19 protein-coding genes are annotated in these 13,687 nt (G+C 31.2%); 16 read left to right on the forward strand and 3 right to left on the reverse strand.

Annotated features, from left to right (window positions below; translation table 11 throughout):
- The first annotated feature begins 1,243 nt into the window (after positions 1-1,243).
- Together CEQ83_RS25760 and CEQ83_RS25765 are read left to right on the forward strand one after the other, a co-directional pair.
- Positions 1,244-1,432, forward strand: a complete 189-nt coding sequence (locus tag CEQ83_RS25760) for a hypothetical protein (protein ID WP_063247199.1) — start codon at positions 1,244-1,246, stop codon at positions 1,430-1,432.
- A gap of 265 nt (positions 1,433-1,697) precedes the next feature.
- Complete coding sequence (locus CEQ83_RS25765; protein ID WP_099331481.1) at positions 1,698-1,958, forward strand: hypothetical protein; 261 nt, start codon at positions 1,698-1,700, stop codon at positions 1,956-1,958.
- A 131-nt stretch (positions 1,959-2,089) separates the two neighbouring features.
- On the opposite strand, the gene CEQ83_RS27700 is transcribed toward CEQ83_RS25765, so the two are convergent.
- Entirely contained in the window at positions 2,090-2,221 is a 132-nt protein-coding gene (locus tag CEQ83_RS27700) for a hypothetical protein (protein WP_265589654.1), read from the reverse strand.
- Between the two features lie 185 nt (positions 2,222-2,406).
- Here CEQ83_RS27700 and CEQ83_RS25770 point away from each other — a divergent pair, with 185 nt between their 5' ends.
- Entirely contained in the window at positions 2,407-3,021 is a 615-nt protein-coding gene (locus CEQ83_RS25770; RefSeq protein WP_099331401.1) for a VanZ family protein, read from the forward strand.
- A 76-nt stretch (positions 3,022-3,097) separates the two neighbouring features.
- Here the strand turns inward: CEQ83_RS25770 and CEQ83_RS25775 are convergent, their stop codons facing one another.
- Complete coding sequence (locus CEQ83_RS25775) at positions 3,098-3,655, reverse strand: hypothetical protein (protein ID WP_099331400.1); 558 nt, start codon at positions 3,653-3,655, stop codon at positions 3,098-3,100.
- A 124-nt stretch (positions 3,656-3,779) separates the two neighbouring features.
- On the opposite strand from CEQ83_RS25775, the gene CEQ83_RS25780 reads away from it, so the two are divergent.
- From CEQ83_RS25780 to CEQ83_RS27510, 5 genes are all read left to right on the forward strand, one after another.
- Positions 3,780-4,055 carry a hypothetical protein gene (locus CEQ83_RS25780; RefSeq protein WP_155017586.1) on the forward strand — a complete coding sequence of 92 codons (276 nt, stop codon included), beginning with the start codon at positions 3,780-3,782 and terminating at the stop codon, positions 4,053-4,055.
- Positions 4,056-4,068: 13 nt separating this feature from the next.
- Complete coding sequence (locus tag CEQ83_RS25785; protein WP_099331398.1) at positions 4,069-4,440, forward strand: DUF6678 family protein; 372 nt, start codon at positions 4,069-4,071, stop codon at positions 4,438-4,440.
- A gap of 91 nt (positions 4,441-4,531) precedes the next feature.
- Positions 4,532-4,933, forward strand: coding sequence for a DUF4304 domain-containing protein (locus CEQ83_RS25790; RefSeq protein ID WP_099331397.1), 402 nt, complete (start codon positions 4,532-4,534; stop codon positions 4,931-4,933).
- Positions 4,934-5,026: 93 nt separating this feature from the next.
- On the forward strand, positions 5,027-5,437 hold the full coding sequence (locus tag CEQ83_RS25795; protein WP_099331396.1) for a hypothetical protein: 411 nt from the start codon (positions 5,027-5,029) through the stop codon (positions 5,435-5,437).
- On the forward strand, positions 5,434-6,033 hold the full coding sequence (locus CEQ83_RS27510; protein WP_228123070.1) for a hypothetical protein: 600 nt from the start codon (positions 5,434-5,436) through the stop codon (positions 6,031-6,033). Before CEQ83_RS25795 ends, CEQ83_RS27510 begins: the two co-directional genes overlap by 4 nt.
- Before the next feature lie 141 nt (positions 6,034-6,174).
- On the opposite strand, the gene CEQ83_RS25805 is transcribed toward CEQ83_RS27510, so the two are convergent.
- Complete coding sequence (locus CEQ83_RS25805) at positions 6,175-6,546, reverse strand: DUF3888 domain-containing protein (RefSeq protein WP_099331395.1); 372 nt, start codon at positions 6,544-6,546, stop codon at positions 6,175-6,177.
- A 226-nt stretch (positions 6,547-6,772) separates the two neighbouring features.
- On the opposite strand from CEQ83_RS25805, the gene CEQ83_RS25810 reads away from it, so the two are divergent.
- From CEQ83_RS25810 to CEQ83_RS25845, 8 genes are all read left to right on the forward strand, one after another.
- Entirely contained in the window at positions 6,773-7,183 is a 411-nt protein-coding gene (locus CEQ83_RS25810) for a hypothetical protein (RefSeq protein ID WP_155017587.1), read from the forward strand.
- 62 nt (positions 7,184-7,245) lie between these two features.
- Positions 7,246-7,782, forward strand: coding sequence for a hypothetical protein (locus CEQ83_RS25815; protein WP_155017588.1), 537 nt, complete (start codon positions 7,246-7,248; stop codon positions 7,780-7,782).
- 123 nt (positions 7,783-7,905) lie between these two features.
- Positions 7,906-8,502, forward strand: coding sequence for a DUF4304 domain-containing protein (locus CEQ83_RS25820; protein ID WP_099331392.1), 597 nt, complete (start codon positions 7,906-7,908; stop codon positions 8,500-8,502).
- Between the two features lie 37 nt (positions 8,503-8,539).
- Positions 8,540-8,992: a hypothetical protein gene (locus CEQ83_RS25825; RefSeq protein WP_099331391.1), complete on the forward strand. Its 453-nt coding sequence runs from the start codon at positions 8,540-8,542 to the stop codon at positions 8,990-8,992.
- Positions 8,993-9,312: 320 nt separating this feature from the next.
- Positions 9,313-9,918: a recombinase family protein gene (locus CEQ83_RS25830; RefSeq protein WP_155017589.1), complete on the forward strand. Its 606-nt coding sequence runs from the start codon at positions 9,313-9,315 to the stop codon at positions 9,916-9,918.
- A gap of 458 nt (positions 9,919-10,376) precedes the next feature.
- On the forward strand, positions 10,377-10,691 hold the full coding sequence (locus CEQ83_RS25835; protein WP_194273218.1) for a thioredoxin family protein: 315 nt from the start codon (positions 10,377-10,379) through the stop codon (positions 10,689-10,691).
- 485 nt (positions 10,692-11,176) lie between these two features.
- The gene (locus CEQ83_RS25840) at positions 11,177-12,592 is read left to right on the forward strand and encodes an MFS transporter (RefSeq protein WP_099331388.1); all 1,416 of its coding nucleotides are present in this window, start codon (positions 11,177-11,179) and stop codon (positions 12,590-12,592) included.
- A gap of 631 nt (positions 12,593-13,223) precedes the next feature.
- Positions 13,224-13,670, forward strand: a complete 447-nt coding sequence (locus CEQ83_RS25845; RefSeq protein ID WP_098113792.1) for a MarR family transcriptional regulator — start codon at positions 13,224-13,226, stop codon at positions 13,668-13,670.
- Positions 13,671-13,687 lie beyond the last annotated feature (17 nt).

Consider the following 13,687-nt stretch of genomic DNA (forward strand, 5'->3'; position numbering starts at 1 on the left):
ATTTCTTCTAATAGAAATAAGCAATTAGAAAAGACCCTGTATAAATTAAGATACAGGGCTCTTCTAAAATTTCGTATATTGTTCAAATTATTTATAGGGTTATAAATCAATATAGTGAAAACTTAAATAAGAAGAATATCTTCTAGGTGAGAAATACCTAGGAACTAATTGTAATAAGGGAGAATGTTAACATTAAACAAGTGCATTGCCCATAACCCATCAAACCAACTCTAAAGTTTTCCCGATTATTACTATCATATAGGGGAAGGAATACAAATTATTATTTAAAACTAGGTTAAAAAAACCCTATATCTAGAGAGATGAAGAATTTTTCTTTTTATCTCCTATACTAAACTTCTTTCATTGTTAATTTCCGAAGGATCGAGAATATTGTTTTGTAGAAAAAGGAGTTTGCTCAACTCTACTGTTCCGTTAGTTGAACAAGATTATTGTTATCATCCTAATTTTAACATAAGTTTTCTAACATTTGGTTTACTGTTGTGGAGCTTATATCAAATTTTCCCACACCAAAAAAGCAATTTGACATACATTTTGTTTTTTCTTCCTTTTATATTAACTTATATTAATAAAAACGTTTATAAACGTATGTGTGTTTTAGAATACGTTCGTAATGTGTTTTTAAACTTAAATGAACAATAAGAATGATAGATCTTCTATTCAAAATCAAGGTTCGTAAAAGTATATTTTACGAACCTTTAAACACACTTTAAACTAAACTTCATTCCAAGTTACTTCTTCCCCGTAGTTAAATGGCTTACACTTTCACCTCTTTTACTACATATGCAAACCAAAATATAATAGTGATTACTGAAGCAATGAATAACTGAGGATAAGTTAAATATATGGGAATTGCAATTGCTACTAGTACTGTTACACCTGAACCTGCTATTTTATTCTTGGAGAATTTGTATATTAAGTAACCTAATAGAACACTAAGAACTATTACAAAGAGACTAAAAAATACGGTTATCATAATCGAATACAATATAAACACAACTCCCCCACCTTTTTATTGTAATATATGGTAAATTACTATGAAAAGGAATGAATTTCAACAATAAAGAGGTTTATTTCTTTTTTATCTGCACTTGGGCTGCTTATTCCAAGTGCTATTAACGCATCACATGCACTCTTAGGAATAAGTAATTTATTAAATTTTGTCTAAAGTAAGATCTACTATATTCTTAGAGTAGCTTATTAAAGTTAAAGGAGATTGTTTTATATGTTTAGTCAAAAAAGAACATATCAAATATTAACAGCTATTGTTGGAGTTTCATTTGTCATCTATAACTACACATTAAAATCTAACGTAAGTGAAGCGACTGACTCCTATATTATTTTTCCTATTAGTATTACATTGCTTTTATTTTTTGCCTTTATGTACATTAAATTAGATAAAAAAAGTGATTGAAAACGCTACTTTTTTTATGCATTCTTAGAACATTCACCTTTATTACAAACCTTATAATATCAAGATTTCATAAAAAGTTGCATACTCCAGTTTGGGCGACAGGCTTAAAGCCCTTGATACATAAGAAGTCCTTTTTTCCATGTCTACCGGAAAGAGACATTATGTTAACTAACTTTGTATATCATATACATCAACTTTTTGCATTTATTTGATAAAATACTATAAATGCCTAATTTCAATGATGGATTAATGGGAGGTGAATGTAATGAATGAGCCGATTGTCAGTGAATTAATAAATAAACTTTCTCTATTGTCACCTGACAAAGAGTACGCTGAATTAGCAGTTGATTTAAATGATATTTGTGAAAGTAGTGAAAAACTTAAGTTATTAATCAAGCACTTATGTCATTCTTCTCTAGACAAGGAAACGCTAATAGATCAGTTAATGGAAATAGAATTAGAACTTGACCATATCAATTGGCATTATAAAAGTTTGAAAAAAGAGTTAAAATCAATAACCCCATAAAAAACAAAAAAGAGGCAAACTAATTTGTCTCTTTTTTTGTTCTTAGAAGATGGATTATGTTAAGTGTAATTAGAGAGAATAGGGACTCTAGCTTCTTATAAAAGAAAGGTTAGAATCCCTTTTTTATTTGTTTAAGATGGTACTTTCTTTGAACTTCTGGAGACTTTCTTTGCTGCAAAAGAAAAAGCATCTGGAACATAGAAAATAACACTTAAGATTCCTCTCATAGCTAACTTAGTCATTGAAAAAGCTAGTTCCATCATTCATTCCCTCCTTTTCATTACATATTTTATCATAATTTACCGAAAATTCTTTATATATACAGTTCCTATAACGCACATTATGTTGATTAGCTTTTGATTTAGTAGATAGTTATTACCTATTATTCAATTTAATGGTATAATGTGGTTTTGTCATTTTAGAATAGATTGGTGTTGAAATAGCTTTAATGGGTTTAATTTCTTTATATGTAGAAAATATGCTGGGGTATATCTTAGCTACATTACCCTTTTATGTAGGGTTCCGTTTTATCTTTTTAAAAAAGAAAAGAAAGATAACATCTTTCAAAAAAGAACTTATTTTAGGTTTGTTTGTATTATATCTTGTTGGTTTAGCATCTCAAACCATTGTTCCAAATTGGAATGCGGGTATTGTTACAGATACTGGAGAACCTTTTTTTGATATTTATTTTACAAATGAGCTTTCTCATGTAAATATCGTACCTTTTCATACCCTTTACGAATACTTCTTTCAAACAAATACAAATGTCGATGAATGGAACAGTGTATCGCTTTTAAATTTAACTGCAAATGTCATGTTATTTTTACCTTTAGGCTTTTTTGTAGCCCTTATTTGGAGAAAATATCACTCAATTAAAAAAGTAACAATCTTAGGTTTATCTGTTACATGTTTAATTGAATTTATTCAATATTTTATAGGTCGTAGCTCAGATATTGATGATGTTCTACTCAACACATTTGGCACAGTTATAGGTTATGTGATTCTTTTACTCATTCAATATTGGATAAGTAACCCAGTAAAACAAACAAAGGCGACTATGTAGTTAGTTGCCTTTGTTTGTTCTTATAAGTGGTATCATGTGAACTAAAATGTTATGTAGTATATAGGTTACGAGTTATTTAATACTCATTTGTATATAAAACTTGACCATCTTTTATGACTGAGACCTGGACAGAATCTCTCGATACTTCAGGAGTTTTTTTTTCTGAAAGAATATATCCTTTTTGATCTAGAGATATTTTTTTTCTTACTTTTGTTCCGTCTTCAAATTCCATTTCTATATATTTCCCTTCTTGAATTAATTTATTGTTTGTAATATATACACCAAGATATGGAACCCCTGATAAGGCTCCTGTAACTTGTATGGGCAGCGTTTTATCTATGGGTACTTCCACTCCTTTGTATTCTTTAATTCCTTTTCTACTTTTTGTAAGTATGTAAGTGCCTAGTTTAGTATCATTTTTATATAAAATAAGGGTATGAGGATCGAGCTTGGATTTAACATTCTCCTCTTTAAGAATAGATAAGTTATATTTTCTTTTATCTTCTATAAAATCATTAATTTCTCTCTTAGATAGCATCTTATAATTGGTACTGCTATATAAAAAATAACTACTAAAACCTATTATTATTAATAAACTTAGTAAAACTAATTTCAGATTACGGTATAAAGCCATATTTGTTTTCCCCTTTACCATGTCATTAAAACACACCCATATTTTAACATATAAGAAGGAGATAAGTTCTTATAATTTCGATTATGTTAACCTTAGTAAATATATAGAAAAGGTGAGATGAATATTGGAAAGCCAGCTAACTAAACAAAATCTGATAAATAAATTAGATAACGTTCTTAAAGAAAATATGTCTAGAGAGCAATTTAATTACTGGGCCTATAAATGGGTTCAAAATCTAGATAGTAGAAATAGACTTTCTTCTGAGGAGGATAAACTACATGAATACCTTATTTTCTTGCTATGTATTGATTTAGAAATTGAACCGAATATATACTTTCATGAAGATATAGAAATACAAGAATGGATTGAAAAAATAACACTAGGCATTCCATTAACTTAATATAGGTATTTCAATGATTGCTTATAACGAACTTCAGGTAACTAAGGGAGGGTTTTTCATAAGTTCTTATGAATATCAATCAGTAATGAATAACACTAAATGGCAGGAAATTAGAAATGCAATGAACGATTGTCCTATAAATACAATTTGGAGAACACAGGATTTAAAAACTAAGTATATAAGTAATTGGGATGGAGATTGGTTTTATCATTTCAAAGGTAGCTATAAAAACATTGAGTGGTTAGAAATAAAGGTCGAAAATTTAGAAGAGAAGGATCAGGTGATAAATATACTTAGAACAATTAACATACCAGGAGAAACAAAAGGTGATGTTATAAAAGTTTATGGCTACGTTCAAAACAATAATCCTATAGATTATTTATAATAGTTAATGGTTCTGATAATCCATTTTATGGTAACTAGAAGACTATAGTATATAGGCTGTATTAGGGAAGAAAAGAGTAAGGAGTGCTAAAGTGTCTGTTGAAAGAGATAATATGATTAATTCTTTAAGAAAAAATGTTATTCCTACTTTGAGAGATCGTGGTTTTAAAGGTTCCTTTCCTCATTTTTATCGAAAACTGGAGAATCGTGTTGATTTGTTAATGTTTCAATTTAGTGCTTGGGGTGGAGTGCTCTACGTAGAGGTTTCTAAATGTTCTCCAGAAGGTCATATAGATGTATCTGAAACGTTTTATACACCTAGCAAGGTAAAGGTCTATAATATTGATACCGCCTATAGACAAAGGTTAGGAAAAGAAATAGATGAAATGTTTAAATTTAATAAAGATAACACAAAAGTGATTTCATTGAACGTGAGAGAATCATTGAAAGAAGGGGAAGAATGGTGGAATTCTTCTGCTAATTGGTGGGTTTAATATACATAATTAAGTAACGATAAGAGTTGTTGTGTACACTTAAGTTGTATATGATATTCATAGTTATAAGTGCTTAAAAGGTGGGGATATTGTATGAAAGATAATTTGATAAAGAAGATATATGAACAGGGCTATCCTAATGCACAAACTGCACCTTTAGTGTCTCTAGAAGAGTTTTTTAAAGGTAATGAAGATGAAGGTTCTATTGGCTGTAATCTTATGGACCATCCAGGAATTGATACTTTTTATTCTGTTTTACTGGAAATTAAAAGTAAGCCAAGTGTACAAGACGTACTTGTTGAAATTATGGAAGTGGAAGACGAGGAATATTGGCCATTTTCTGAAAGAATATATATCCTATCAAGTGCTAATCCCGAAGAAATAGAGGAATGGGTTAAAATCTTAGAACCTGACGAAATAGAAGAAGGTTATATGTTTGGTCCCCCCCCTATTGCTCCAGAGTTGTATCCTAATCATAAAGTGTTTGGAGTTTGGTGGGATTGATAAATAAAGCTTTATCTAGTGCTTACGAAACTGGTTCTTTTTATGAAGGCAATATGGACTTTAGAGAATCAATTTTTAATTTAGAGCCAAAATTGATAGAACTCGATGATCTTGAAACTTTGAAGTATTTATATTTCAAAATAAAGGACATTTCTCTACGTCATAAATTACTCTTGGTGTTACGAGATATCTATAATTCTCAGCTTGGTGGATTTTTTCAAAAGGCCTATAAGAAAGAGCGAGATTTAGAAATGAAATTAATAGCTGTACGTGGTTTAGTGAAATACGTTGAAGAACATCAAATAAGTAAAATTATGAATCATTTCATGAAAATCTTGATAAAGAGGCCTGAACACACTCCTTACAATTATAAAGAATATGAATATTTGCGTTCACCAAGTGGATTACCTTATCTAATTAAGGAATATAATTATAACTGCTTTCATCAAGTATTAGAGCAAGTAGAAAAACAGTATGAAGCTATGCCCTTCCAGTTTAAGAATCATTATACGTACTATGAAAATGATAACATAGTCGAACTACGAAGCCCTGATGAGACTAATCAAATGATTGAAGACTTCTTTAAAATAAATTAACTTCTAAAAGACGTTAGGCTAATGTTCTAACGTCTTTTGTTATCTAGGAGCCACATTATATGAACTAACTTTGTATATCCTGTGCATATGAAAAATACAATTTGAAGAACAAACAAGTTCTCTAACGTTTTTATTTGCCTATTATCCTTCAATCTTCAGAACCTTGACCTCATCTTTTACGGAAAATGTGATAACTACAGATCCTTCAGGTGGATTATGAGGACCTGTAAACGTATCATATTTCACCTTCACTATGAAATCATAGTTTGAGAATCCACCGGATACACGCTTCACGCTCAAAATATCTGCATTCCACAAACTATAGCTACGATCAGGGTATTTCGTCCGAATTGCTTTGTCCGCATAGGGATTCAATAACATCAAAAAGGCATCATAGAAATCTGTATGCTGCTGCTTGATAGACGGTTGAGGAGCAGCTTCTGTATATGTGGTACCTATACCTCCTCCTGTTAACCATATGGCAAAAGCCGTAGCGACTAGCAATTGTCTCATATGTTATCCTCCTCGTACTTATTTCAGCTAGTTTCCCCATAAGGACATGAATGATACGAATCGTCTAAAAGAAGGATTTACGTAAATTAGAAATGAATATCCTCTATATAAAGTCGATGTTAAAAATAGGAGTAATGAAAGGAATTTACGTATTTCGAAACAGAACAAAGGACGGGCTCTCCTCATGAATATGGACTAAACAGAGCAGCCTGAAAGGAATGATAAAATGAGATTTAAATACTATCGGAACCTGAATCAACATGAAACCTATGTAACAACAAAAAAACAGCTTAAGAATCACTTTTCGTCCCTTACTGACTTAGATATTTTATTTGGGTTAACCAGACAGTTTGAATGGGATAGCAGGTGTCCTCAACATCCAAAGATAACCGGACTAGTAGTGGCGGAAGCCTCAGTACATAGAGATAGAACCCTGGACCTTTCATTCTTTCCAATAGCACGCAATACCTATTCTGAAGTTGCATATGAAGAATTTAATCATGATATATTGGCTGATTTACAAAGATGGGTAGGGGAACAGATAGAGAAACCTGATACAGCCATTGTAGGTGTTGAACAACTAGTTGTTGAATGGGTAGAAAATAAATATTTGTTACATCATGTAACATTTTTATAATTGACAACACACCTAGGTAAAATCATGATATTTTAGAGATAAATGCATGGGTAGGTGAGAAAATGATTAATTGGCATTGGGAGAAAGTTGATACCTTAGAGTGTCAAGGAAAATGGAATGAAGCAAAGGATTACATGTATGAAGAATGGAGAAAAGATTCTCTTAACGTCAAGAAATATCTTCGATTAAGTTTTTTGTGTTGGTATATAGTGGTCGAATCTGGCTGCCTTAATGATCCTAAAATCAATAGTGAAGAATATGAAAATATATTGTTAGAAATTAAGGATTTTGGTTTTAAGAATTTTGGCCAAGACTCTGAATTTTTATGGATTTATGGATATATGGTGTCTCTCTTCCCTTACTATTTTGGAGAATACGAGGAATGGGAAGAAAAGGGCCAACAAATGATTTACGAGGCTCATCAGTTAAGGCCGCAAGATTCTATTATAAAGCTTGTTTATATACGTGGTTTGCCGTCCTCTGTAATACCTGGAATTAAAGATTTAGAACGAACTGTAAATGAAGCTTTATCTTTAAGGTTTAAAGGGAATGGGCAGTTACAAAGGTACTTTAAAGAAGTGCTGAAATGTAAAATTTAAAAAAGAAGAACATTAATAAATTAAAACGTTCTTTTTTATGCCAATCAAACGTTTTATGTTAAATAGATATGAACATCGCATACATGAGATAATATGAGAAAACATAATAAAAAGAGGATATGCATGAAACCTAAGGAACTTCTTAAAATTTATATTGAAACTGAATTAGTCGACATATTAGAGCCTTTAGGGTTCAAGTATGCTAAAAGTGGGCCAAAATTCTCTAGAAAAACAGGACCGTTCACCTTGAGCGTTAGTTTTTGTATTAGTAAGTATAGTTCGGAGGATTATTGCATTTTTTGGAGTGAATGGAGTATTTCATCTAAAGACTATAAAAAGTGGTATAAGAAAATATGGAATACTGAATTAGTAAATGATGTGATTATTGGCAGTTCGGAGTGGAACATACCGAAGTGGTTAGAAAGTGAACATGATTATGTAGTTCTTTCTAATAGTGACGTAGATAAACAGGAGTTTAAAAGGTTTATTCATAATGTTTTGAACGTAGGAATTCCTTATTATGAACAAGTCATAGATTGGAGTACTGCTGCTGATCTAGCTCTACAAGCACCTATCGTATTTTATGGGGAAGTATGTGATTTTTATATAATGGCTAATCAAAAAGAGAAAGCAAAACAAATTCTCGATTATGCTTTAGAAAGAGCTACAGATGAAGATTATGAGGAATTAAAAGCAAGAATGGAAAAGTATTTTAATTAAAATTGACATTAAAGAAAAGCTAGAAATGGAGATCTTTATGAAGAATACTCTTAGTTGTTCTGTAACGATTGATTTAGATGGTGGAGATGGAGAAATTATTGTTTCAGATAGAAAACAAACATTGATCATTTCTATTGGACTTTCTGCTATAACATTGCGCAATTTCTTTTCTGACCTGAGTGATTTATATACATATAAGAAGACTAAATTTAAGTTAGAGCATTATGGAAGTGCTGATTATTATTTATTTGTTAGAGATTCAAACATAATAAGAATTGAGGAAGTAAGGAAACCTGGAGGCAGGGATATATATAAATTTAATCTTATGGACTTTTTCCTTATATTGGAGAAGGAATTCCAGCGATTCTTTGCGAAGTTGAGGAAAGATGGTGTTCTTCCCTTAAGCCAGGGTCAGGATAACTTTATGTACGCTGTAAATCAAGATGTTACGAATTCATTTGCTAGCTTCTCCAAAAACCTAAATAAATAATTGATATATAGAAAAACTCTAGAGTGTAAACTCAAGAGTTTTTTTTATTAGTTAAACTTATTACGTTAAGTAAATACTAAAGTATTTTATTAAAATAATTAGTTTTATCATTTACACTAGATGACGACAAATTGAGCCTTTTTCTATAACTCTCTACAGTCTAAAAAGGTACACCTTTTTAGACTGTGGAAAAAACAATGATATTCAGTCTATTTAATATTAAAAATAAATCTTTTTAGACGTCTTAAAATAAATAGATCTTTTTATACATTTTTGTCCTATACTTAAATTATCTATTATAAACAAGGATGGTTTTCACAATGGGAATTAATTTTGGATATATTCGTGTAAGTACAAATGAACAAAACTTAGATAGACAGTTAGAAGCAATAAAACCTTATTTAACAGATGAAAAATATCTATACAGTGATAAGGCGAGTGGGAAGGACATGGAGCGCGACGGCTTTCAAAATATGCTTAAAGCAATGAGAGAGGGCGACACATTGTATATTAAATCCATTGATCGTCTAGGCCGGAATAAAGCACAAATAAAAAAATATTTAGAGCAGTTTAAAAAAGAAGGAATCCGAATCAAAATTATTGATTTACCTACGACTATGCAAGAGGTACCAGAAGGTCAAGAGTGGGTTATAGACATGATTAATAACATCATTATAGAGGTTTATACATCTATGGCGGAACAAGAGCGAGCAACCATCTTACAGCGCCAACGAGAAGGCATAGCCGTTGCTAAAGCAAAAGGTAAACATCTGGGGCGTCCCATCATTACTTTTCCTAAAGAGTGGGATAGGTTGTATAAAGAATGGCAGTCTGGAACAATCACGGCTGTCGCATTTATGAAGGAAATAGGAATGAAAAAAGCGACGTTTTACAATAAGGTAAAAGCTTATGAGGCAAGGAAGTAATTATGCAGGGAAGAAATGTTAGATTTAAGAAAGAGAGGTATCTTTCTATAAAGTCGTGAGAAAAACCAGCCTTTAGGGACTTAAGGGTTGGTTTTTCTGTTTTATATTATTTTGTAATTAAAGAATTAAATGACATGATTTTCTTTTTAATACATGTTATGGTTTTATTAGAAATCGACTTTCTAATAATCTTCCTTACAACAATCTATTAGGTGGCTTACCTACTGCTTAAATTTAAAACGAAAAAAGACTTTCTCAAATAAGAAAGTCTTCTCCTAGTCTGAATGAATGTACTTGATTAAGGTTAACATTCTCCCTTATTATACGGATTTTCCAGGTGTCTGTCACCTAGAAAACGCCACATTTATTTAGCTTCTTATCATACAGATAATCAGCAAGGCAACAAATAAAATATCGTTAAAGTCTTCATGAAAAAAATGATGATTTGGAGGATTGTAATGACTATTTTAAGAGGAACAAAGGATAATTTTTTCTCACTGATTAAAGAAGGTATAACCTTAGCTTATTTTTCTAACCCCCAGACAGAAGAGTGCCAAACAACTCGAGCAAACTTAGAATCTATAGAGAAGAATATTAAAAAAGATATTAAGTTCGTAGAAATTAATGTGAATGAAGAAAAAAAGGTAGTCGACAAATTCCCAGTCGACATATTCCCGACCCTTATCTTGTTTAAAAATGGAAAAATACTGAAAAGTAAAATTGGAGGACAGCCCAGATCCCAGCTAACACAGTTTATAAGTCCTTTCAACTAAATATTTCACTTTTAATATGTATGTATATCAATCAAGTTAAGTGATTTTTCTTTAAAAGTTTGTTATCATATATCTCGAAGAAACTCATTTCCGGTGAGATAATTTCTTCGAAATCACATAACATGTATTTATCTCTAAGGGTATTAAGGTAATATCTTTTGGATAAACTACTTACAATGCCGAAAGGCATTGACTTTCCTATTCTATTTTAGGTGAAAAAAGCTACTGTTGGTGGAGTCAGTCAGTAGCTTTTTTCTGTTTCTTTTATCTTTTATCTTTTCCTCACTATTTGCCTCCTAACCAAAGTTGAACATAATATATGGCACATACATCATGATTTTTTTCTTAGACGTGAATATTCTTCTCTCTTCCATCTAAAAATAATGAATATTCATAAGGTTTTGGATGTCTAATAAACTAAGTCTTTAGTTTGACTTTTATCCTTGTTCTTGTATAGTCTTATATCTTGGAGGTGACGTGATGAAATGAAGTTTAACAAGAAAAAAATTAACGTCGTAGATATTGATAAAGCTAAAAAAAGCGTCTTTGCTACAGGGGTAGGAAACGCGATGGAATGGTTTGACTTTGGTTTGTATTCATATTTAGCTGTTATCATTAGTCAAAACTTTTTTAGCGCAGTTCAAAATGATCAACTCAAATTAATGTTCACATTTGCCACATTTGCCATTGCCTTCTTAATGCGTCCACTAGGCGGTATTATATTCGGTAAAATTGGAGACAAGTTAGGACGAAAAGTCGTTTTAACCACTACAATTATTTTAATGGCTTTTTCCACATTACTCATCGGATTATTACCTACATATGATCAAATCGGTGTATGGGCACCTATCCTTCTATTAATTGCACGAATCATTCAAGGTTTTTCAACTGGTGGTGAATATGCTGGTGCGATGGTGTATATTGCAGAATCATCTCCAGATAATAAGCGTAATATGCTTGGAAGTGGATTAGAAATTGGTACACTTGTTGGTTATATTCTTGCTTCACTACTCGCTAGCTTACTGTTTATTCTTCTATCAGATAAACAGATGGCCTCATGGGGCTGGAGAATTCCCTTCTTACTCGGGTTACCTTTAGGACTAATTGGTTTTTATTTACGAAGTAGTTTAGGGGAAACACCTATTTTTGAAAATGAAATCTCGAATTCTGAAGATGAAATTGAAGAGGAAAGCTTCCTCTCTATTTTAAAAAATCACAAAAAAGATGTGTTTGTTTGTTTTGTAGCTGTAGCTTTCTTTAACATTACAAACTATATGTTATTATCATACATGCCATCTTACTTAAATGAAATCATTGGTTTATCAAACACAGTGGGTACGGTATTAATTACGGCCATTATGATTATCATGGTGCCACTTGCGCTTATGTTTGGAAAGCTAAGTGATAAAATTGGAAACAAGAAAGTTTTCTTAATTGGTTTAGGTGGGTTAAGCTTACTGTCAGCTTTTTCGTTCTATTTAATCAATTTAAACGGTTTAATCTTTGTTTCAATTGGTATTCTTATTCTAGGTATTTTCCTTGCTACGTATGAAGGGACAATGCCAGGAACACTGCCAACGATGTTCTATACAGATATTCGCTACCGAACATTAGCAATTACGTTTAACGTTTCAGTTTCTATCTTTGGTGGAACGACGCCATTAGTTGCAACATGGTTAGTTCACGCAACAGGCAACCACTTAGCTCCAGCGTTCTATTTAACCATTGTGAGCATCATCGGATTTTTCGTGATTTTGTTCCTGTTTGCGAACACGGCAGGAAAATCACTCAAAGGTTCATATCCAACAGTTTCCTCTAAGAATGAGTACAATGAAGCAGTTGAAAATCCAAAAGATTCATTATGGTGGCACACAGAACAAACTAAAAAAACAACCGAATAAAATTGAAGTGTCTTTCTAAACTATGTTACAATTTAGATGACAAAAGACAAGCTTTAAATAAAAATCTACCTAATTTGCAACCATTAGGTAGATTTTTTATTGTTGAATTCATTTCTTTCATCCTGACTTCTCTTTTTCTTATTACCTCATGTATCCTCTATATAGAGTTAGTTTATATGAATTTGATTATGTTCAGTTTAAATTCTGTCACATCATTAAGTAAATCTAAACACATTTCATTAAAATTAACGTTATTATTTACATACCTTGTAGAAAAACTGCGTATTTGTCGTCAGTTAGTGTAAATGATACAACTAAGATTTTTATAAGTTAGTTTATCTATTTACTTTTATAAATAAAATACATTATTTTTGTATTCCTACTTAAAAATATCTAGTTAAAGACATTGTAAGATTAAATATTTCACTATTTTCCTGTTAGGATAATATAAACAAATCAATGTCTTGAAAGAAAAGTAGAAGATAGATTAGTTATAATAAAAAGCTTAATTATTTACTTCTCATTAATATTGATCCTTGTTACGTATTCTCAATAAGTATTATAGTGCTTTATTTCGTTGTGAAAGAAACAAAAACTCGTTATACTGTATACAAATTAGGGAGGAGTTAGTATGGATAAAAGGCAGCAGTTAATGAGTGAACTTATGGATTTGTGTAATGAAATAATCTGGCGTAATAAACCGGAAGTAGAATTGGCTTTAAAGGACTATAAGTTGAGTGAAATAGAATTAATCGAAAATATTGCTTTAATCCCAAATGCAAATGTAACAAAGCTTGCAGCTGCAAGCTACATGACTCGAGGTGCTATAAGTAAGCTTACTAAGAAGCTAATAGCTAAAAATATGATTGAGAGTTATCAAAGTGTTGAAAATAAAAAGGAAATATATTTTCGCCTAACAACCAATGGACAAAAAATAAATGATGTCCATCAAGAATTACACCAATCTTTTCTTGAACGTGATAAAGAAGTATTTAAGTACATGACCGATGAGGAATTTGACACTATTTTTCGTTTCATTGGTCGATATAGACATCATTTGAAAAATATCACTGAGTAAGTGGTGTTTTTTTATGT

This window comes from Priestia megaterium, from assembly GCF_009497655.1.
GTDB lineage: Bacteria > Bacillota > Bacilli > Bacillales > Bacillaceae_H > Priestia > Priestia zanthoxyli.

What these genes read in the sequence shown, in the direction of transcription:
- CEQ83_RS25760 (WP_063247199.1), top strand. Translation starts at nt 1,244, where the DNA reads ATGTTTAGTCAAAAAAGAACATATCAAATATTAACAGCTATTGTTGGA.
- CEQ83_RS25765 (WP_099331481.1), top strand. Translation starts at nt 1,698, where the DNA reads ATGAATGAGCCGATTGTCAGTGAATTAATAAATAAACTTTCTCTATTG.
- CEQ83_RS27700 (WP_265589654.1), bottom strand. Translation starts at nt 2,221, where the DNA reads ATGATGGAACTAGCTTTTTCAATGACTAAGTTAGCTATGAGAGGAATC.
- CEQ83_RS25770 (WP_099331401.1), top strand. Translation starts at nt 2,407, where the DNA reads ATGGGTTTAATTTCTTTATATGTAGAAAATATGCTGGGGTATATCTTA.
- CEQ83_RS25775 (WP_099331400.1), bottom strand. Translation starts at nt 3,655, where the DNA reads ATGGCTTTATACCGTAATCTGAAATTAGTTTTACTAAGTTTATTAATA.
- CEQ83_RS25785 (WP_099331398.1), top strand. Translation starts at nt 4,069, where the DNA reads ATGATTGCTTATAACGAACTTCAGGTAACTAAGGGAGGGTTTTTCATA.
- CEQ83_RS25795 (WP_099331396.1), top strand. Translation starts at nt 5,027, where the DNA reads ATGAAAGATAATTTGATAAAGAAGATATATGAACAGGGCTATCCTAAT.
- CEQ83_RS25805 (WP_099331395.1), bottom strand. Translation starts at nt 6,546, where the DNA reads ATGAGACAATTGCTAGTCGCTACGGCTTTTGCCATATGGTTAACAGGA.
- CEQ83_RS25810 (WP_155017587.1), top strand. Translation starts at nt 6,773, where the DNA reads ATGAGATTTAAATACTATCGGAACCTGAATCAACATGAAACCTATGTA.
- CEQ83_RS25815 (WP_155017588.1), top strand. Translation starts at nt 7,246, where the DNA reads ATGATTAATTGGCATTGGGAGAAAGTTGATACCTTAGAGTGTCAAGGA.
- CEQ83_RS25820 (WP_099331392.1), top strand. Translation starts at nt 7,906, where the DNA reads ATGAAACCTAAGGAACTTCTTAAAATTTATATTGAAACTGAATTAGTC.
- CEQ83_RS25825 (WP_099331391.1), top strand. Translation starts at nt 8,540, where the DNA reads ATGAAGAATACTCTTAGTTGTTCTGTAACGATTGATTTAGATGGTGGA.
- CEQ83_RS25830 (WP_155017589.1), top strand. Translation starts at nt 9,313, where the DNA reads ATGGGAATTAATTTTGGATATATTCGTGTAAGTACAAATGAACAAAAC.
- CEQ83_RS25835 (WP_194273218.1), top strand. Translation starts at nt 10,377, where the DNA reads ATGACTATTTTAAGAGGAACAAAGGATAATTTTTTCTCACTGATTAAA.
- CEQ83_RS25840 (WP_099331388.1), top strand. Translation starts at nt 11,177, where the DNA reads ATGAAGTTTAACAAGAAAAAAATTAACGTCGTAGATATTGATAAAGCT.
- CEQ83_RS25845 (WP_098113792.1), top strand. Translation starts at nt 13,224, where the DNA reads ATGGATAAAAGGCAGCAGTTAATGAGTGAACTTATGGATTTGTGTAAT.